Source organism: Methylophaga sulfidovorans (genome assembly GCF_900114205.1).
GTDB classification, from domain to species: Bacteria; Pseudomonadota; Gammaproteobacteria; order Nitrosococcales; family Methylophagaceae; genus Methylophaga; species Methylophaga sulfidovorans.
Window position 1 is genome coordinate 135,346 of the sequence record NZ_FOSH01000008.1, and the last position, 20,212, is coordinate 155,557.

Consider the following 20,212-nt stretch of genomic DNA (forward strand, 5'->3'; position numbering starts at 1 on the left):
TAAATGTTAAAAATATCTATCATTACTGTCTGTTTCAATGCCGCTGAAACAATAAAGTCCACGATTGAATCAATCGCTTCACAGAATTATCCGATTATTGAGCACATCATTGTTGATGGAGGATCTACAGACGGTACACGGGAGATAATCAATAAATCTACATCCGTTTCAAAATATATTTTTGAACCTGATGATGGTATCTATGATGCAATGAATAAGGGGATAAAAGCTGCTACAGGCGATATTGTCGGTATTCTCAATGCTGATGATTTTTATGAGAATGAAAATGTACTCAGTGATGTTGCTGCCGCCTTTTTTGATCCCTTAATTGACGTTGTATATGGTGATCTTGTTTATGTTGATAAAGAAAATACGGATAAGATCATAAGATACTGGAAGTCACGATGCTTTGTTCCTGGGCTTTTCCAACGAGGCTGGATGCCAGCACATCCCACATTTTTTGTTAGAAAACATTATTTTGATGAGCTTGGGTATTACGATACCGAATATAAAATTCAGTCTGACTTTGAGCTCACCATGCGCTTTTTAGAAATTTACCGTCTTACATCAGTGTACCTTCCTAATATAATGATAAAGATGCGAATAGGTGGAGCGAGTAATAACTCGTTAAGAAATATTATTAAAGGGAATATCGAGTCTTTTAAGGCATGTAAAAAAAATAACCTGAAAATTCCTTTTTATTTCAATTTAATAAAAACAGCATCACGACTACCTCAGTTCTGGCAGCGTCCATGAGACATTTATTGAAGCGTTATGGTTTTTTTGGCTCTATTAGGTTAGCGAGTGCATTAGTCGTAACCAAGATTTTTTATAAACCTGCTCGCCTTATACGCTTGCCTTTTTATATTCGCGGACGTTCTGCCGTTAAATGGGGGAAACATTTTACAACGGGTGTTGGGGTCCGAATTGATGCGCTTGGAACAAAACCACATCAGATCGTAATTGGTAATCGAGTGCAACTTAATGACTATGTTCACATTGGTGCTGTTGATCAAGTGGTGATTGGTAATGATGTTTTGATTGCAAGTAAGGTCTTCATTACTGATCATAATCACGGCTGCTACAGTAATGAACATATTGAATCATCACCAAGTGAGAATCCAACAGACCGGGAACTGTATTCTGCCCCGGTAATTATAGAGGATAAAGTCTGGATTGGAGAGTCTGTGTCAATCATGCCTGGAGTAACAATAGGTCAAGGTGCCGTCATAGGGGCTGGTTCAGTTGTTACTAAGGATGTTGATAAAAATACTATTGTAGTAGGTGTTCCAGCTAGAATAGTCAAAAAATACTGTTTCAATACAAAACGATGGATCAAAGTAAGAAATCAGGATGAATCTACCAAATAAAAAAGTAGCAGTGCTTCTGGCTACTCATAATGGAATAAACTGGATTGAAGAGCAAGTTCATTCAATACTGGAGCAAAGGGATGTTGATGTCAGACTGATCATATCTGATGACGGTTCAACTGATGGGACATATCCCCTTGTAAAGCAGCTTGCAAAAACTGATGCAAGAGTGACTCTGTTATCAGACCATTCTGCAGTAAACGGTGCCGGGAAAAATTTTTATCGGCTAATTAGGCAGGCTGATATTTTAGATGCTGATTTTGTAGCTTTTGCTGATCAAGATGACATATGGCTGAGTAATAAACTTGAATATCAGATTCATACATTAATTAAACGAAGTGTTGATGCGACATCTGGCAATGTGGTCGCGTTCTGGGATGATGGGCAGCGCGCTTTTATTAATAAAGCACAACCTCTCAAGCAATTAGATTATCTATTTGAGTCAGCTGGACCTGGCTGTTCCTTCTGTGTAACTAGAGCATTGTTTGATGAGCTTCATAACTTTGTTCAGAAACATGCAGATGAAAATCTTCCAGATCTTCATGATTGGCTAATTTATGCGTATGCAAGAGCGGCTAATTATCAATGGTATATTGAACAAAGACCACTCTTAAAATATCGACAGCATCAACACAATGTGGTGGGTGTACATAAAGGCTTCCGAGCATCTATAAAAAGATTAGTAACTGTAAAGCAGCGATGGTATAGAAATCAGGTTCAATTACTTTCATACTTACTTTTAAGCTATTGTCAGGAAAAAAAAACATCTTCATCTCTTATGCAGCGTATGGTTAGATTAAATTTCTCTGACAGGCTTGTACTGGCATTTAATGTCAGTAAGTTCAGGAGGGAACGCTCTCATCAATTAGTATTATCATTAATGCTAATTACATATGTATTCTGATGAAGTTATTTGATTTTATTAGTAAAAACTCATTGTGGAGTTTATTGGGTGGTGTTTTACCCGCATGCGCAGCTGTTATTTGTCTGCCTGTATTAGCTCTTCTACATGGAACTGAGATTTTTTCTTATGTTTCTCTTTTGTGTTCTATTTTTTTGTTCTTAGTTGTGTATGACTTTGGTTTATCGAGAAGCCTTCATCACTTTATACCCTCATTAGAGTCAGAGAAGGATATTAGTGAGTATCTCAAATCAGGGATGTTTATCGGGGGGCTCGTAGGACTCGTAGGAATGGCAACAATTTATTTCTTCTCTGAGCCTTTTATAACTGGCTGGTTAAAACCTGCCGAAAAAATTCAGAATGAGTTGATTAACTCATTCAAGATTGTTGCTCTTGGTCTCATCCCATCAATCTTAATTTCGGTGTATAGGGGAGCTTTAGAGGGAAAAGGTGAATTCAGAGTAGCTAATATTGCAAAAATGGTGTCTGGATGTAGCCTTTTTTTATTTCCCCTTCTTGTATATCCGCTCTCATCTTCGGTTTTTGCAGTAGCTGTTGCCTTGGTGACCTCTCGAATCTTTTCTTTCTATTTTTATTATTTATTATCCAGTAATTATTTACCTTCAATATTTAGGGTGGGAGGTGTTAAGAAGTTAAAAAATATAATTAATTATAGTTTTTATGCCGCGATAGCTGGATTTATATCATCAGGTTTTATTTTCTTAGATAGATTCTTTGTCGCAGGATATCTTTCAACGAGTGAATTATCTGTTTATATATTAAGTCAGGACATTATGAGCCGTTACCTTCTTTTACCTTGGTCTCTCGCTATTGTTTTAGTGCCCATTATGGCTAAGCCTGATAAGAGTCGTGAACAAGCGTATGCAGTTACTAACTGGTATAAAAAGGTTAGCTTGCTCAACTTATTTTACCTTTTAGGATTACTGTTGTTTTCTTTCATTATCACCACTGTTTTTGCTATGGAAGTGATTGATAAATCAGCTAGTATTATTGTACTTGTCTTAGCTGTCGGTGTTATGGCTGCGGCCTATTCGCAGTTACCTTTAGTCAGTTTGTTTGCGAAAGGTAAAGTTAAATTACTCATGTTCGTTTTTTTGTTTGAGAGTTTTCTATATGTGTTGATCGCACCTAATGTATTTCAGACTTATGGCGTCCTAGGTGCTAGCTTTGTATGGTCAGCGAGACTCGTTTTTGAAGCTTTGCTTTTGCGTAGCATGCTAAATAGATATATCCGGAATAAATAAAGTGGAATTTATAAAGTTTCAATTAAAGCGAAATCAAGTACTAACTAATACCATCTATCTCACCTTGGGTCTTATTGCATTTTTATTAATGATCTCTGCGTCAAAAGACTGGAAAGATTACAAATGGTTATTTTTGTTTATTGAAGAAAAAAGCTGGATGGACTTGATTCTCTCATTTTCATTAACTCATGAAGTTGTATATTTCTGGAGCAGTAAGTTTTGGGGTGAGTTGATCGGTTTTAAATCATTTATCTTATTGACGACGAGCGCCCTGTTAACGCTAAAGTTAAATTTCTACCAGAAAATGAGTGATAGAGCATGGCTAACCATTTTCTTTTATTGCTGTTTCTACCTTTTTTTATTGGAAGGAACTGTTCTCAGAGTTGCTTATGCCACCGCTCTAGTGATAATGGCGATTTATACTTTGTACGATAAGAAGCCAGTATTAAGCTTCTGCCTAATTCTCTTGTCATCACAAATTCACTTCACTTGCTTAGTTTTCTTGATTATATTTCCAATTTTCTATAGCAAACATTTTTTTACTGCTTTGGTAATAGTCTTCGTGCTATCACCCTTATTTATTTTTTTTAATATTTCACTCTTCCAGATAATAGAATTATTGTCGGCTTATATTAATCAAAAATATTTATTTTATGCTGATCCTACTATCGTTAGTGAGCAGAACCGCACTGGGCTATTCTTCTACTTTTTAGCGATATTTTATGCATTAAACCTTTTTGTGGTTTATACACTTAGAAACTCTATTTTTTCTGACCCTAAAAAGAGAGTTTTAGTTGGAACAGGACTTATGGGTATTATATTTATGTCAACGATGTATACTCATGTCGCTCCTGCCACGCGGTTAGCGGAGTTGATGATGATTACGCTACCACTCTATTTGACGAGTGTTTTTTTGGAGTGGCAGAAAAATAAATATTATTGGGTATGTTATTTAATAATCACCTTTGCAGTGCTTTACGCTTTAGCAAGATTTGTTTATCTGTACCCCTCACTAATTCCTTTTCTCAAATAAAACAGTTGTTACATTAAATAAATGCGAATTTTAATTACGGGTGCAAATGGCTTTATTGGGCAGAATGTACTTGCTTCATGGTCTAAAGAGAAGGAAGTTGAGCTTGTCGCATTACAGCGAACAGCCTCAGATAAATCTATCCCCGAAATTGAATATTGGCTTTATCCAGAAATAAACAGCGAAACTATTTCATCACTGGATTTGAGTTCAATTGATGTGATTATTCATGCCTTGGCTGCTATAGATATTCCGAATAAAAACGAGGATAAGGCAAGAGCCGTATATCAAAAAGTAAACGTGGAGTTAACTCGAGTTTTAGCAAGTAGAGCTGCTATTGTGGGGGTAAAACACTTTATTTTTATAAGTTCAATCAAGGTAAACGGTGAAGAAACGAGTGATACATTAAAGCCTTTCTGTGAGACTGACATACCATTACCTGAGGATGAATACGCTCATTCGAAATTAGCCGCCGAAAATCACTTAAAAACTATCTGTCATGCATCCAATATGGCATACACGATAATACGTCCACCTTTGGTTTATGGGCCTGGGGTTAAAGGTAATTTCGAGAAACTGATAAAGCTTGTAGGAAAAGGAGTCCCACTTCCTTTCGCAAAAATGAAAAACTGGCGATCAGTACTTGCAATTGACAATTTGACTGACTTTATATGGACCTGTATTGAAAAGCCAAAAGCAAAAAATGAGACTTTTCTGATTGCTGATAAGGATGATGTGTCTACAACGGGTTTACTCATTGCCATTTCTGAAGCCTACAAGAAGTCGCTAAGGCTTTTTTATATACCAAAAACGCCGTTGCGATGGTTACTGGTATGTATAGGAAAAAACAACATATATAGAAAGTTATATAGTTGTCTAATAGTCAGAAAAGACAAGGCAAAGGTGTTACTTGGCTGGGAACCGATCTCTGATTTACCTAGCCAATTAAGAAAAATGGTAGAGAGAGAGAAATGATAAGAATTTTAGATGTTTTTTTTGCTTTAACTGGACTGATTATATTCTCTCCTTTACTTGTCATATTGTTGTTTTTGGGAATTTTTGATTCTGGTAGCCCGTTATTTTTTCAGCAAAGGGTCGGAAAACAGAAAACGATTTTCACATTGGTTAAGTTCAGAACTATGCGGAAAGACACGGCTCATGTGGCCACACATTTGGCGGCTGAGTCTTCAGTGACACCTTTCGGGCGGTTCCTCAGAAGGACTAAACTCGATGAACTTCCTCAGCTTTGGAATGTATTAAAAGGTGATATGAGTTTGGTTGGTCCAAGGCCATGCCTGGAAAGTCAGCATGAGTTGATTGAAGCGAGAAACAAACTGAATGTGTTCTCAGTACGCCCTGGTATTACTGGCTTAGCTCAGGTCAATGATATTGATATGTCGACTCCTGAGTTACTTGCTGAAACAGATGCCAAAATGATTGCCTCGTTTTCAGTCAAACAGTATTTCTATTTAATTTTTCTCACTTTGACTGGCAAGGGAGCGGGGGACCGTATCAGGAAATGAGTTGTGAGCCAGCTCACACAATGCAAAAAGTTTGTTTGATTTCCGTTTGTTTTTTCATCTAATCTAAAGCTTCAGTTTCAGGAGAAACTGTTTATGGACTTAGTTTTAACACGGAGTATGGATTATGTTACGAAAATCACTTTTTGCATTGGTATTATCTCTTTTTCTAAGCAGCTCTTTTGCTTTTGCTGCCGACAAGATTGATCTCAACACGGCAACCTCTGAACAGTTGCAGATGTTAAATGGTGTTGGGCCGTCGACTGCGGAGGCCATTATTCAGTATCGTGATGCTCATGGTGAGTTTAAAACCGTTGATGAACTCACCAATGTCAAAGGTATCGGCGAGAAGAAACTACAACAGCTTTCTGAAGATCTGATGGTCTCCAAAAAGTAATAGTATCTGATGCAGAAAACGGCATGTCATACATGCCGTTTTTTATTGGGACAGACTACTCAAAAGTTGCTCTTTAAGTTCATTTTCTTCCAATTCATCAAGTGCATTTTCATTGGCTGTGGTGATAAAAAAGATGTCTTCCACCTGGTCACCTAATGTATTAATTTTGGCGTTGATTAATTGCACTTTGCATGCCAGAAACACTTGTGCGATAGCTGATACCAGACCTGGTCTGTCATGCGTATGTAAAGACATCACTGTATGATTTTGCTGAAGGTTTGTTTCGAACTCAATATTTGGTTGTGTTTTAAACAGCTTCATGGTTCTGGGGGTAATGGTTGGACTATATGGCTTCACATGAGAAGTATTGGCTAATTGCTTTTCAAGCGAGCGGGTAATCTGTCTGGTATCAAGCCTGTCACCGTTCACGATGAAGGTATTTAAAGCATCATGTTCATTAGTGACGTTGATTTTAGCATCGAGAACATTCAGTTGGCATTGCTCCAGAGCAGCCGTTATAGCAGCAAAAATACCGGCTCGATCATGAGTGACAATAAAAATTTCCAGCGTCTGTTGATCGTTGTGTTTTCTTAGTGCAATTAATGGATCTTCATCAATATGGTCTAAGCGTTGTTCTGATTGCCAGACAAGTTCGTCGACGGAATGCCGTAGAAAATAATCCAAATCATACGCATGCCAGAGTTTGCCGATATCTTCCTGGATACGGCCTTTAGCAAGCAGTTTTTGCATTGCTTCCTGATATTTTTTGTAACTTTTCTCGCGGGTACTTTTTGCCTGAGCCTCGGTGTGTTCAATCCATTGATGAGTGCTGTGATAAAGCTGTTTCAGTAAAGAGTCGCGCCAGCCATTCCACAAGTTATTATTGGTAGCTCTTATATCGGCAACGGTTAATAGGTAGAGATAGTTGAGTCGCTCTGTGGTTTCGACTAACTCGGCAAATTTTTTGATGACGTTTGGATCTTCCAAGTCACTTTTTTGGGCTGTGGTTGACATAGCGAGGTGCTGGCGGATCAGAAAAGCCACAATATTCGTATCATAATCACTGAGATTATGGCGTTGACAAAATGCTTTTGCATCAACCACACCTAAAACGCTGTGATCACCGCCTCGGCCTTTGGCAATATCATGGTAAATGCCGGCGATATAGAGTATTTCCGGTTTAGGAAGTTGCTTGAATACTTCTGAACAGAAAGGAAATTCTTCTCTGTTCTCTTCACAAGAAAAACGTCTTAAATTACCAACCAGAAACAGCGTGTGTTCATCCACCGTATAGGCATGAAATAAATCATGTTGCATCTGGCCAACGACGCGACCGAATTCAGGCAAGTAGGCGCCTAAAACACCTAATTCATTCATACGCCGAAACTCATGGGTCACACCTTTAGGCTGACGGATAATTTCCATGAATAAGGTTCGGTTTTTTATATCACGGCGGAAACTATCATCAACTAGGTGTAAATGGGCATGAATCTGACGAATAGTAGAGGCTCTGACTCCTTTGAGTTCAGGGTTCTGCTGAAGAATAAGAAAGACTTCTAGCAGTGCATAAGGGTAGTAAGCAAAAATGCCAGGATTGATTGTTTCAAGATAGCCATTATGAGACTGAAAGCGGCGATTAATCACTTTCACTTCACGGGGCTCATCAGCGAGGATAATCGTTTCTTCAAATAGCTGCAGTAATAGGCTATTCATTTGCCGGACGGAGCGGGCACAACGATAATAATCTTTCATGAATTTTTCGACGGCAAGCCGCGAGTCATCGTCTTTATAACCTAGCTTTTTAGCTAGTTCACGCTGAAAGTCGATCATCAATTTTTCTTGTTTACGACCAGCAAGGTGATGTAGAGCAAAACGAATTGTCCACAAAAAGTTTTGTGCTTTTTGTAAGGTTTCATATTCGCTATTGGCTAAAAAGCCTTTTTGACGTAGTCCTTCCAGGTTTTTGACATCAAAATGTTGTTGAGCCACCCAGTTTACGACTTGAATATCCCTAAGCCCGCCCGGCGATTCTTTAATATTCGGTTCAAGATTATTGGCAGTATCGTTGTAGCGTTGGTGGCGATCTAACTGTTCTTGTCGTTTTAATTCAAAAAAGCGTCTTGTATCCCAGGTTTTATTGGTAACAGTCAGTTTTTGTAGTGATTCGAAGAGTTCACAGGCACCACACAATAAACGGGCTTCAAGTAAATTAGTGGCAATCGTGATGTCATCTTCTGCTTGCTGACGACACTCTTGTATGGTTCTGACACTGTGGCCAATTTCCAGTCCCACATCCCAGAGTTGGGTCAGAAAACTCGAAAGAGAATCTGGCGGAGTGTCAGAAATAGACTCATCAAGTAAGATTAAAACATCAATATCAGAAAAGGGGTGAAGTTCGCCGCGGCCATAACCACCTACAGCAATTAAACTAACTGGTGTGTCATCAGAAATATGTTGTTGCCAAATCTGATTAAGAATTTCATCAACAAACGAGGCACGTTGATACACTAGTTCTTCAATTGGGCTACCAGAATCAAACTGTTGCTGAAGGTATAGCTGACTTTGTTTTAAAGCTTCCCGACAAATTTCATTGGTTACCTCTGCATCAGAAGGAATAACTAAGTTACCAACTTCCCAGATAGATAGATTCTGCTGAGGCATACAACACCTTATAGATTAAACGGTTTCTTCTTCACGTAGAGTCAGAATCTCATAACCGTTATCAGTCACTAAAATTGTGTGTTCCCATTGTGCTGATAAGGAACGGTCTTTTGTCACCACTGTCCAGCCATCAGGCAGTTGGCGGACGTGGCGTTTACCCGCATTAATCATCGGTTCGATAGTGAAGGTCATGCCTGCTTTAAGTTCAAGTCCGGTATCTGGTGTGCCATAGTGAAGTACTTGAGGATCTTCATGAAAGACTTGACCGATGCCATGACCACAGTATTCACGAACAACTGAGAAGTTTTCTTTCTCGGCATAAGTCTGAATAGCGTGACCAATATCGCCCAGACGAATACCAGGCTTGACCATTTCAATTCCCACAAACATCGATTCACGAGCAACACGACAAAGACGTTGAGCTAAGATAGATGTTTTGCCAATCTGAAACATTTTACTAGTATCACCGTGGTAACCGTCTTTGATGACGGTGATATCGATATTGATAATATCGCCATCTTTCAGTTTTTTATCACTGGGAATGCCATGACAGATAACATGATTCACTGAGGTACAGATGGAACGGGGGAAACCATGGTAATTTAACGGGGCAGGAATGGCTTGTTGTTCGTTGACAATATAGTCATGACAGATTTGATTGAGTTCTTCGGTGGTAATTCCAGCCTGAACATGTGATTCAATCATTGTCAAAACGTCAGCGGCGAGTTTTCCCGCTACACGCATTTTTTCAATTTCTTCGGCAGTTTTTATACTGACAGCCATTTAAATTCCCTGCTAATTTTGAAATGAAGTTTCTGATATCAGACATAGTTTGCCGTAAATCAGCTTTAGTCACCAGTGATCATTCCTGATGATACTGTTAATTGTTCTTTTAGCTTTGTTTTGTTGCTTAAGTATGGAATAATATGCGCGCCGAAAGAAGGCAAAATCACACATGTGCCGTCACAGGTGTCGGGGTGCTATTAGGTCTGACCTAAATTAGTCGACAGCTGGGGTACGTGGAGGATCAACCCCATACTATAAAGGTATACTCATGGCTAAAACAACAATGCGCCAAATGCTTGAAGCAGGCGTTCATTTCGGGCACCAAACCCGCTACTGGAACCCAAAAATGGGCCCATTCATTTTTGGTAAACGTAACAATATCCATATCATCAACTTAGAACATAGCTTACCTATGTTTAACGACGCCCTTAACTTCGTAGGCAAAATTGCTTCTAAAAAAGGTCGTATCATGTTCGTTGGTACTAAACGTGCAGCACAAGATGCGATTCGTGAAGATGCTGAACGTGCGGGCATGCCATACGTTAACCGCCGTTGGTTAGGTGGTATGTTGACTAACTTCCAAACAGTACGTCAATCAATCAAACGTCTGGATGCAATCCAGGAAATGATCGAGTCTGGTAAAACTGAAGGTCTGAAGAAAAAAGAAGTTTTGGATCTGGCTCGTGAACAAGAAAAATTAGAAAAAAGCATTGGTGGTATCCGCAAAATGGGTGGCTTACCAGATGCAATGTTTGTTATTGACGTTGAACACGAACGCATTGCTATTCAAGAAGCTAAAAAATTAGGCATTCCTGTTATCGCTATCGTCGATAGTAATAGCAACCCAGATGGCGTTGATTACGTTATTCCAGGTAATGATGACTCAATGCGTGCAATCCGTCTTTACACTGCAAATATTGCTGATGCAATTCTGGAAGGCCGTGCTTCTGTTACAACTGCAGATGCAAAAGAAGAATTCGTAGAAGTTGCTGAAGAAAGTGCTGAATCAGCCAGCGAATAATTTCTACTAGTTTAATTCAGCAGGCTCGCCCGAGGGTGGGCCTGTGTTGTATATGAGCTCAGTGATGAGCATTCATAAAACAATTCAGATTAAAAGGGTTAGAGCAATGGCAATTACTGCAGCTTTAGTAAAAGAACTACGTGAGCGTACAGGCTCAGGCATGATGGAGTGCAAAAAAGCACTTGTTGAAGCAAATGGTGACATTGAAGTCGCTATCGAAGAAATGCGTAAATCAGGTTTGGCAAAAGCCGATAAAAAAGCAGATCGTATCACTGCTGAAGGTATTATCGGAATTGAAGTCAGTGCTGATAAAAAACACGCTGTGATGGTTGAAGTGAATTCTGAAACTGACTTCGTAGCAAAAGCAGACGATTTTGTGAACTTCGTTTCTGCTGTAGCGAAAAAAGCGTTGGAAGCTCAGCCAGCTGATTTAGATGCTTTAAAACAATTAACGCTAGACTCTGGGGATTCAGTTGAAACTGTGCGTCAGGCACTGGTAGCTAAAATTGGTGAAAACATTCAAGTTCGTCGTTTTACAACATTAAATACTGATGATGGCATTATTGGTTTTTATCGTCATGGTGACCGCATCGGCACAATGGTTCAGTTGAAAGGTGGTAACGAAGAATTAGCTAAAGACTTAGCTATGCATGTTGCGGCTAATCGTCCACAAGCGATTTCTCCAGATGAATTATCACAAGAATTACTGGATAAAGAACGTGATATCGTGGCGACTCAAGCTCGTGATAGCGGCAAGCCTGAAAACATCATCGAAAAAATGATTGAAGGCCGTATGGCGAAATTCGTTAACGAAATTAGCATGGTTGGCCAACCATTCGTAAAAGATCCGGATGTGACAGTTGAAAAACTGATCAAACAAGCTGGCGCTTCAATTGACGCTTTTGAGTTCTTTGAAGTCGGTGAAGGTATCGAAAAAGCAGAAGATAATTTTGCTGAAGAAGTAATGGCACAAGCCAGAGGGAAATAATTTATGACACAAACGGGAAGTCAGCCAGTTTATAAGCGTGTCTTGCTCAAACTGAGTGGCGAGGCATTAATGGGGGATGCGGAGTATGGCATCCAGCCAGAAGTGATTTCCCGTTTTGCCAAAGAGATATCTGAGCTGAGCGCGCAAGGCGTTCAGCTCGGTGTCGTGATCGGCGGAGGGAATATTTTCCGTGGTGCGGGTCTGGCCGCTAGTGGTATGGACCGCGTCAGTGCTGATCATATGGGCATGTTAGCGACAGTAATGAATGCCCTGGCCTTACAAGACGCTCTGGAGCGTAATGGCACATTCTGTCGTGTCATGTCAGCAATAAGAATTCACGAGGTTTGCGAAGATTATTTACGTCGTCGCGCCATCAGACATCTGGAAAAAGGACGCGTAGTTATTTTCGCTGCCGGTACCGGTAATCCTTTTTTCACCACAGATTCAGCGGCAAGTTTACGTGCTGTAGAAATCGGTGCTGAATTGATGTTAAAAGCGACGCAGGTAGATGGGGTTTATAATGCTGATCCCCGTAAAGATCCGAATGCTGTTCGTTATGATGAACTCAGCTACGATGAAGTCATCAATAACCGCCTTGCTGTAATGGATACTACAGCTGTCGTCATGTGTCAGGAACAAAAAATCCCTTTACGTGTGTTTGATGTACACACAAAAGGTAATCTGACAAAAATTATCTATGGCGAACAAGTTGGAACATTAGTGAAATAGGATTGATCATGATTGAAGATATCAAGAAAGATGCTGCTGATCGTATGAAAAAGAGTGTTGCTGCTCTTGGTACAGCAATGGCGAAAATTCGTGCAGGACGTGCTCACACCAGTTTACTGGATCACCTGCAAGTCCCCTATTATGGTTCTAATGTCCCGTTAAGCCAGATAGCTAATGTTGGTGTTGAAGATTCAAGAACATTGACTGTAACACCTTGGGAAAAAGATATGGTCTCTGTTGTTGAAAAGGCCATCATGACATCTGATCTTGGTGTTAATCCTAACAGCGCCGGTATGACTATCCGTATTCCTATTCCACCGCTGACAGAAGAACGTCGTCGTGACTTGGTTAAAGTGGCAAAAAACGAAGCAGAAAATGCACGTATTGCAGTACGTAATATTCGTCGTGATGCAAACAGTACACTTAAAGACCTACTGAAAGAAAAAGAAATCTCTGAAGACGAGCAACGCGGTGCAGAAGAAGATATTCAGAAGCTCACCGATGCTACCATCAAGCAAATTGATGATGTGCTTGCAGAAAAAGAAACGGATTTAATGGAAGTGTAACCTTGTGGTTACACTCTCATTGACCATTCTTGAATGAATACCCCCCCCAAAGACAATATTCCTAAACACATTGCCATCATTATGGATGGTAATGGCCGTTGGGCAAAACGTCGATTACAGCCACGGTTTATGGGGCATCGTGCTGGTGTGAAAACTGTAGCTGATGTTGTAAAACGCTGTGCAGAACTTGGCGTCGAGGTTTTAAGCTTATTTGCTTTCAGTAGTGAGAACTGGCGCAGACCTGGTAAAGAAGTATCACTATTGATGGAGTTATTTAGCCATGCACTGGATAATCAAGTTAAAAAGCTACATGACAATAATATTAGATTGTGCATTATTGGTGATATAGATAAGTTTTCGCCGACATTACAGCAAAAAATAGCTGAGGCGCAGACACTCACTCAAAATAATACTGGGTTGATAGTCAATATCGCTGCTAACTACGGTGGCCGTTGGGATATCACTCAATCAGTTCGCCATCTTGCACAGAAAGTCGCTGCTGGTGAACTGAAGCCGGAAGATATCAATGAAGAGGATATCGGCGCGTCATTATCGACTTCAGCATTACCTGAACCCGACTTGTTTATTCGTACCGGTGGTGAGCAACGTGTGAGTAATTTTCTGTTATGGCAGATGGCGTATACAGAATTTTTCTTTACAGACGTCTTATGGCCCGAATTTGATAGCAAACAATTAGATGCTGCTATCAGCTCATTTTCAAAACGTGAAAGACGTTTTGGCCGTACTTCTGAGCAATTGCAAGGTCAATCTGATGCTTAAACAACGTTTAATCACTGCTGCTATTTTAATTCCTCTTGTTGTCTGGGCAGTTTTTGCCAGTTCATTAACTACTTTCACTACATTGATTGTTGCTGTTGCATTATTGGCTGCCTGGGAATGGCATCAGATGATAGGTATTCAAAGTCCTGGTATGCGCGTGATGCTGGCTGCCGATCTTCTTATCGTTTTATATCTTGCTATCACTCAACTCAATCCTTATTTCATTATCAGTATTGGCATCTTTATCTGGCTTATTGCATTAGTTGTGATCCTTGGCTTTTCAAGTAAATCACTGTCAGCGTGGTTGTCACAGGTATTCAAAAACAAGGTTTTCGGGGCGATTAGCAGTATTCTGATATTAACCGTCTTTGTGGTTTCATCCATTACACTCAAAGCCTTTAGCGAGATGGGCGCATTTTTATTCTTTTTTGTGATGGTCTCAGTGTGGTTAGCTGATACTGGTGGTTACTTCGCGGGTAAACGCTATGGAAAACATGCCTTAGCACCCGCAGTCAGCCCAAATAAAACATGGGAAGGTGTGGCTGGAGGTGTAGTGCTCGCTTCGGTTTGGGCCATCGGTTTTTATTTGGTAAAAACACCAACAACAATAACTTTGTTTGAATGGCTTTTACTTTCCGTAGTTACAGTGGCGGTATCCATTATTGGTGATTTGTTTGAGAGCCTGTATAAGCGTGCATTTTCAGTAAAAGACAGTGGCAGTTTATTGCCTGGGCACGGTGGGATATTAGATAGAATTGACAGTTTAATAGCGGCAGTGCCTGTTTTCACCTTCCTTGTCTTATTGATGGGCGGTTATAAATGAAATCAGTGACGATTCTTGGGTCGACTGGTTCAATAGGCTTAAGCACACTTGATGTATTAAGTCTTCATCCTGAAAAATTCAAAGTCTATGCTCTAACAGCCAATCGTTCTGTCGAATCGATGCTGCAGCAGTGCCTCCAGTTCAAACCAGAAATTGCTGTGATGTTAGACGCTGCAGCTGCAGATAAACTGGCTGAAGCACTTAAAAAAAATCATTGTAAAACCGTTGTTAAAGTCGGTGATAAAGCGCTTGAAGAGGTATCCTCTTCAGCCAATACCGATATTGTTGTAGCAGCAATTGTTGGTGCAGCGGGCTTATTACCGACCTTGGCGGCAGCAAAAGCAGGTAAGCGTATCTTACTTGCCAACAAAGAGGCACTAGTGATGAGTGGTGCCTTATTTATGAAAACGGTTGCCGATAATGGCGCAACTTTACTTCCTGTAGATAGTGAACATAATGCTATCTGGCAGTGTCTTCCTGTGGCAAATACTCAGCATCATGATTTCAATGGTAAAGGTGTGAGAAAAATTATTCTTACAGCCTCAGGTGGCCCATTCAGAGATTATGAGCTTGAGCAGCTAGAAGATGTCACTCCTGAACAAGCGGTTGCACATCCTAACTGGTCAATGGGACAAAAAATTTCAGTTGATTCAGCGACGATGATGAATAAAGGGCTGGAAGTAATTGAAGCGCACTGGCTGTTTGGTTTGGAAAGTCAACAAATTGAAGTGGTATTGCACAGACAAAGTGTTATTCATTCTATGGTGGACTATGAAGATGGATCAGTGTTAGCACAGATGGGTAATCCCGATATGCGTACCCCAATCACGAATACTCTGTCTTGGCCTGAAAGAATAGCATCAGGTGTGGAACCACTGGACTTAGTAAAGGTTGGCAGACTGGACTTTAGTGCGGCTGATTTTGCACGATTCCCTTGTCTACGCTTAGCTTATAAGGCGTTAAATGATGGTGGTACTGCGACGGCAATTTTAAATGCTGCTAATGAAATAGCTGTGCAAGCCTTTTTAGATGAGCAAATTCGTTTTACTGATATTGCCAGAATTATCGAAGAAGTTTTAGCCGAACTCCCTGTTAATGACGCCAACACACTTGAGCAGATCCTGGCTGATGATGCCGCGGCGAGAACGTTAGCTAAAAGTAAGATTGGTTTATGCATTCATTAATTTTCTTTTTAATCGCTTTAGCTATCCTGATTATTATTCATGAATATGGTCATTTCTGGGTAGCCAGACGTTGTGGTGTTAAAGTCCTGCGTTTTTCTGTCGGTTTTGGTAAACCTATCTGGCAAAAAGTAGGTAAAGATGGCACTGAATATGTGTTAGCACCTATTCCGATGGGTGGTTATGTCAAAATGCTGGATGAACGGGAAATGCCCGTGAGCGAAGAGCAAGCTCAGTTTGCTTTTAATCGTCAGTCTCTGGCGAAGAGAGTAGCCATTGTTTCTGCCGGACCAATCGCAAATCTGCTTTTTGCCATCGTTGCCTATTGGATTTTATTAGTTGTCGGTGTTTCAGGTATTAAACCGTTCATTGATGATGTTCGACCTGCATCAATCGCTGCAGAAGCCGGATTACATGCGGGAGATGAAATCCTGCAAATAGATGGTAGTGATACACCAACATGGAATAGTGTTTATAAAGCGCTGATTCAAAAAGCTGAGTACGGCGAAAAAATTGCGATTACTGTCAGTTCTACAGGTATTAAACAAGAGTATTCACTTACTCTCCCTCAAGTTGGTCTTGATCAAGTTGGCAATATTCTCCAAAAAATAGGGATTGAGCCACTTCGTCCTGCGGTGAAACCAATTCTCGGTGAAGTGATGCCGGACTCGCCTGCAGAAAAAGCAGGATTAAAGCCGGGAGATACACTTCTGTCAGCACAACAAAAAACGATTCCAAACTGGAATCAATGGGTTGAGTTGATTCAGCAGAGCAGCGGTAAAAAACTGGATATTGAAGTTCAGCGTGATGATGAGCGCTTGGGGCTGACCTTAGTGCCGGAAACTGGCGAGGATGGTAAGGGCCGCATTGGTGCTGCTGTGGATGCAAGTAAAACCGCCATACCACAAGATCTTAAAGCTGACTTACGCTATGGACCTATCGACGCCGTCAAATATGCGGTGATTCAAACTTGGGATTTTTCCTCATCGACATTAAAAAGCTTGTGGGGAATGATTACCGGAAAGGTTTCCACAGATAATTTAGGTGGCCCAATCAGCATCGCACAAATCGCTGGAAGTTCTGCTGAGCAAGGTGTGATGTCATTTATCAGTTTTCTTGCCATGATAAGCATTACTCTTGGAATCCTGAATTTATTACCCATTCCTATGCTGGATGGCGGACATCTGGCCATGTTTGCATTTGAAGCAGTCAGAGGTAAACCGCTTTCCGACACTGTACAAGTCCAGATTCAAAAAGTGGGCTTCCTTGTTTTGATAATGGTAATGTTTATTGCCTTTTTTAATGATCTATCAAGAGTGTTTGGATAATCAGATTAATTGCAGGTACACTTACTCTTTCGTCGACGGATAGTTATTGCTGATAACAATGAAAAAATTACTGCCTATACTCCTGTTCTTGTTTATCTCAGTCGTAAAAGCTGAGCCCTTTACCATCGAAGATATCCGTATAGAAGGATTACAGCGTATTTCAGCTGGCACAGTCTTTAACTATCTCCCTGTGAAAGTAGGGGATACGATGACCGATAATGATGCTAAAGGCATTATTCGTTCCTTGTTTAAATCAAAGTATTTCAACGATGTTGAATTAGAACGACAAGGCAATGTACTGGTCATTAAAGTAAAAGAGCGTCCAGCGATATCCAGTATCGAGCTTGTTGGTAACAAAGACATGGATTCTGCAGAGTTACTGAAATCACTTCGTGAAATAGGCTTTGGTGAAGGCCAGGTATTTGAGCAAGCCATGCTTGAACGTGTCGAACTGGAACTGGAACGTCAATATTTCAGCCGTGGTAAATATGGTGTTGCCATCAGCTCAGAAGTGACACCGCTACCAAGAAACCGAGTTGCTATCCGTATCACCATGGCAGAAGGTGTCGTCGCTACAATCAGTGAAATTAACATTGTCGGTAATCATGCTTTTGATGATGAAGAGTTGATGACAGATTTTCAGACGACGACCGGTTCATTACTGTCTTTCCTGACAAAAGATAATCAATACTCTCGTCAAAAATTATCTGCTGACCTAGAAACACTACGTTCTTTTTATCTTGACCGTGGCTACGTTGACTTTACTGTTGAGTCGACCCAGGTATCGATTAGTGATGATAAAAAACACATGTTTATCACTATCAATATCAGTGAAGGTGAAAAATATAAAATTCATCAGGTGCGTCTGGCAGGTAACTTGATCGTCCCTGAAGATGAACTATTCAAATTAGTTACGATTAGAGAAAATTCTGTATTTTCGCGTAAGGCGATTACAAAGAGTACTGAAAATTTAACTAATCGTTTGGGTAATGATGGTTACGCCTTTGCCAACGTGAATGCGGTACCTGAAATTGACCGCGAAAACCGCGAAGTAGATTTGACCTTCTTTATCGATCCGGGTCGCAGAGCTTATGTCAGACGTATTAATATCTCAGGCAATAGCAAAACACGTGACGAAGTCTTACGTCGTGAATTCCGTCAACAAGAATCTGCCTGGATTTCAACTGAAAAAGTAGAGCAGTCAAAAGCACGTGTATCTCGTCTTGGTTATTTCGAGAATGTTAACGTTGAAACCATTCCGGTCGCAGGTGTTCAGGACCAGGTTGATTTAGACTTTGGTGTCACAGAAACACCGTCTGGTAGTCTTTCTGCCGGTATCGGTTTTTCTCAATCAGATGGTTTGATTTTCAATGCTAATGTGACGCAGAAAAACTTCCTGGGTAGTGGTAAGCATATCCGATTTGGTTTTAATAACAGTAGTATCAATACCGTTTATAGCTTCGGTTACACTAATCCGTTTGTAACCGTTGATGGCATCAGTCAAGGTTTTAATGCTTTTTATCGTAAAACCGATGCTGATGAAGCGAATATAGCTACCTATACACTTGATGCCTTTGGTGGTGATATAACATTCGGTATTCCAATTTCAGAAGATAATCGTATTAATCTCGGTGTAGGTTATGAGCGTACTGAAATTGACTTGCCATCAGACAATACCATTTCACGGTATTCTGATTTTATTAAGCGAGAAGGCGATTCTTTTGATACTGTCACATTGAATCTGGGGTGGTCGAGTGATGATCGTAATAATGCCTTATTACCTACAAGTGGTATCTTGCAAACACTGACTGGTGAGTTTGCTGTGCCAGGCCCATCATTGCAGTACTACAAGTTAAAATATAAAGCTAATGCTTATCACCCTATTAATGACACATTTACTTTCTCTCTGAGAGGTGAGTTCGGTTATGGTGACTCCTATGGTGATACAAAAGAATTTCCTTTCTTCCAGAATTTCTATGCCGGTGGTATCAGAAGTGTCCGCGGCTTCCAGGCAAATACACTGGGTGTGAAAGAAGATGATGAACCATTAGGTGGTAATATGCTGGTGAGTGGTGGTGCTGAAGTGATTTTCCCAGTACCTTTTATGAAAAAAACGTTAAAATCTTTCCGTCTTAGTGCGTTTACTGACTTCGGTAACGTCTACGATGTTAATCAAGATTTTGATGCAGGTTTATTGAGATATTCAGCCGGTCTATCAGCTATATGGATTTCACCATTCGGTGCAATGTCGTTTAGTATAGCTGCACCGTTGAAGAAAGAAGACGGCGATGAGACTGAAGCATTCCAGTTCTCATTAGGTTCGACGTTTTAATTAATTATTTGGAGTTGAGTGTGAAGAATTTGAAGTTTATTTGGCTAGTATTTGCATTGTTCATCGCCGCACCTTCTGCTTATGCAGCAGATTTAAAAATCGGTGTTGTAAATGCAGGCGTGGTGCTTGATAAATCACCGCAGAAAGCAGCAGCACTCGCAAGGTTAGAAAAAGAATTTTCAGCAAGAAGTAAATCTTTAGAAGCAAAACATAAAGCATTAAGAGCCGCTCAAGAAAAATTGAAAAAAGACGGCGCCATTTTAAGTGCTGATCAACGTCGTGATAAAGAACGTGACTTATTAAGTGACCAGCGTGAGTTACAACGTCTTCAGGATGAATATAGTGAAGATTTATCTATTCGTCGTAACGAAGAATTAAGAAAGCTTGAAAAAGACATCGCAGAAACTATTGTTGATTTAGCGAAAAAAGAGTCCTATGACCTTGTTCTTTACCAAGGTGTTATCTTTGCCAGTGATAAAGTTGATCTGACTGATAAAGTTCTGGAAATGTTAAAAACTAAGAAATAGAGTGCGC

At 40.2% G+C, this 20,212-nt stretch carries 20 protein-coding genes; 18 read left to right on the forward strand and 2 right to left on the reverse strand.

Annotated elements, in window-relative coordinates:
- Positions 1-3 precede the first annotated feature (3 nt).
- From BM232_RS08625 to BM232_RS08660, 8 genes are all read left to right on the forward strand, one after another.
- On the forward strand, positions 4-756 hold the full coding sequence (locus tag BM232_RS08625; RefSeq protein WP_091713552.1) for a glycosyltransferase family 2 protein: 753 nt from the start codon (positions 4-6) through the stop codon (positions 754-756).
- Entirely contained in the window at positions 753-1,370 is a 618-nt protein-coding gene (locus BM232_RS08630; RefSeq protein WP_091713554.1) for a DapH/DapD/GlmU-related protein, read from the forward strand. Before BM232_RS08625 ends, BM232_RS08630 begins: the two co-directional genes overlap by 4 nt.
- Complete coding sequence (locus tag BM232_RS08635) at positions 1,354-2,274, forward strand: glycosyltransferase (protein ID WP_091713556.1); 921 nt, start codon at positions 1,354-1,356, stop codon at positions 2,272-2,274. Before BM232_RS08630 ends, BM232_RS08635 begins: the two co-directional genes overlap by 17 nt.
- Entirely contained in the window at positions 2,274-3,536 is a 1,263-nt protein-coding gene (locus BM232_RS08640) for an oligosaccharide flippase family protein (RefSeq protein ID WP_091713558.1), read from the forward strand. Before BM232_RS08635 ends, BM232_RS08640 begins: the two co-directional genes overlap by 1 nt.
- Position 3,537: 1 nt before the next feature.
- Positions 3,538-4,569 (forward strand): EpsG family protein, encoded by a 1,032-nt coding sequence (locus BM232_RS08645; protein WP_091713560.1) that lies wholly within the window; start codon positions 3,538-3,540, stop codon positions 4,567-4,569.
- Positions 4,570-4,590: 21 nt separating this feature from the next.
- On the forward strand, positions 4,591-5,541 hold the full coding sequence (locus BM232_RS08650) for an NAD-dependent epimerase/dehydratase family protein (RefSeq protein ID WP_091713562.1): 951 nt from the start codon (positions 4,591-4,593) through the stop codon (positions 5,539-5,541).
- Complete coding sequence (locus BM232_RS08655) at positions 5,538-6,089, forward strand: sugar transferase (protein ID WP_091713564.1); 552 nt, start codon at positions 5,538-5,540, stop codon at positions 6,087-6,089. The genes BM232_RS08650 and BM232_RS08655 overlap by 4 nt, the downstream gene beginning before the upstream one ends.
- A 124-nt stretch (positions 6,090-6,213) precedes the next feature.
- Positions 6,214-6,483: a ComEA family DNA-binding protein gene (locus tag BM232_RS08660; RefSeq protein ID WP_091713566.1), complete on the forward strand. Its 270-nt coding sequence runs from the start codon at positions 6,214-6,216 to the stop codon at positions 6,481-6,483.
- A gap of 42 nt (positions 6,484-6,525) precedes the next feature.
- On the opposite strand, the gene glnD is transcribed toward BM232_RS08660, so the two are convergent.
- Together glnD and map are read right to left on the reverse strand one after the other, a co-directional pair.
- Entirely contained in the window at positions 6,526-9,144 is a 2,619-nt protein-coding gene (gene glnD, locus BM232_RS08665) for a [protein-PII] uridylyltransferase (RefSeq protein ID WP_091713568.1), read from the reverse strand.
- Between the two features lie 15 nt (positions 9,145-9,159).
- Positions 9,160-9,927: a type I methionyl aminopeptidase gene (gene map / locus BM232_RS08670; RefSeq protein ID WP_091713570.1), complete on the reverse strand. Its 768-nt coding sequence runs from the start codon at positions 9,925-9,927 to the stop codon at positions 9,160-9,162.
- 271 nt (positions 9,928-10,198) lie between these two features.
- Here map and rpsB point away from each other — a divergent pair, with 271 nt between their 5' ends.
- The 10 genes from rpsB (at position 10,199) to BM232_RS08720 (ending at position 20,205) form a co-directional block, all read left to right on the forward strand.
- Positions 10,199-10,951, forward strand: a complete 753-nt coding sequence (gene rpsB / locus BM232_RS08675) for a 30S ribosomal protein S2 (protein ID WP_091713573.1) — start codon at positions 10,199-10,201, stop codon at positions 10,949-10,951.
- 106 nt (positions 10,952-11,057) lie between these two features.
- Positions 11,058-11,939 (forward strand): translation elongation factor Ts, encoded by an 882-nt coding sequence (tsf, locus tag BM232_RS08680; protein WP_091713628.1) that lies wholly within the window; start codon positions 11,058-11,060, stop codon positions 11,937-11,939.
- Positions 11,940-11,942: 3 nt separating this feature from the next.
- The gene (pyrH, locus tag BM232_RS08685; RefSeq protein WP_091713575.1) at positions 11,943-12,668 is read left to right on the forward strand and encodes a UMP kinase; all 726 of its coding nucleotides are present in this window, start codon (positions 11,943-11,945) and stop codon (positions 12,666-12,668) included.
- Between the two features lie 8 nt (positions 12,669-12,676).
- Complete coding sequence (gene frr, locus BM232_RS08690) at positions 12,677-13,234, forward strand: ribosome recycling factor (RefSeq protein WP_091713577.1); 558 nt, start codon at positions 12,677-12,679, stop codon at positions 13,232-13,234.
- Positions 13,235-13,267: 33 nt separating this feature from the next.
- The gene (locus BM232_RS08695; RefSeq protein ID WP_091713580.1) at positions 13,268-14,014 is read left to right on the forward strand and encodes an undecaprenyl pyrophosphate synthase; all 747 of its coding nucleotides are present in this window, start codon (positions 13,268-13,270) and stop codon (positions 14,012-14,014) included.
- The gene (locus BM232_RS08700) at positions 14,007-14,837 is read left to right on the forward strand and encodes a phosphatidate cytidylyltransferase (protein WP_091713582.1); all 831 of its coding nucleotides are present in this window, start codon (positions 14,007-14,009) and stop codon (positions 14,835-14,837) included. The genes BM232_RS08695 and BM232_RS08700 overlap by 8 nt, the downstream gene beginning before the upstream one ends.
- On the forward strand, positions 14,834-16,021 hold the full coding sequence (ispC, locus tag BM232_RS08705) for a 1-deoxy-D-xylulose-5-phosphate reductoisomerase (RefSeq protein ID WP_091713585.1): 1,188 nt from the start codon (positions 14,834-14,836) through the stop codon (positions 16,019-16,021). The genes BM232_RS08700 and ispC overlap by 4 nt, the downstream gene beginning before the upstream one ends.
- On the forward strand, positions 16,009-17,346 hold the full coding sequence (rseP, locus tag BM232_RS08710) for an RIP metalloprotease RseP (RefSeq protein WP_091713587.1): 1,338 nt from the start codon (positions 16,009-16,011) through the stop codon (positions 17,344-17,346). Before ispC ends, rseP begins: the two co-directional genes overlap by 13 nt.
- A gap of 58 nt (positions 17,347-17,404) precedes the next feature.
- Entirely contained in the window at positions 17,405-19,678 is a 2,274-nt protein-coding gene (gene bamA / locus BM232_RS08715; RefSeq protein WP_091713589.1) for an outer membrane protein assembly factor BamA, read from the forward strand.
- 20 nt (positions 19,679-19,698) lie between these two features.
- Positions 19,699-20,205, forward strand: a complete 507-nt coding sequence (locus BM232_RS08720) for an OmpH/Skp family outer membrane protein (RefSeq protein ID WP_091713592.1) — start codon at positions 19,699-19,701, stop codon at positions 20,203-20,205.
- Positions 20,206-20,212 lie beyond the last annotated feature (7 nt).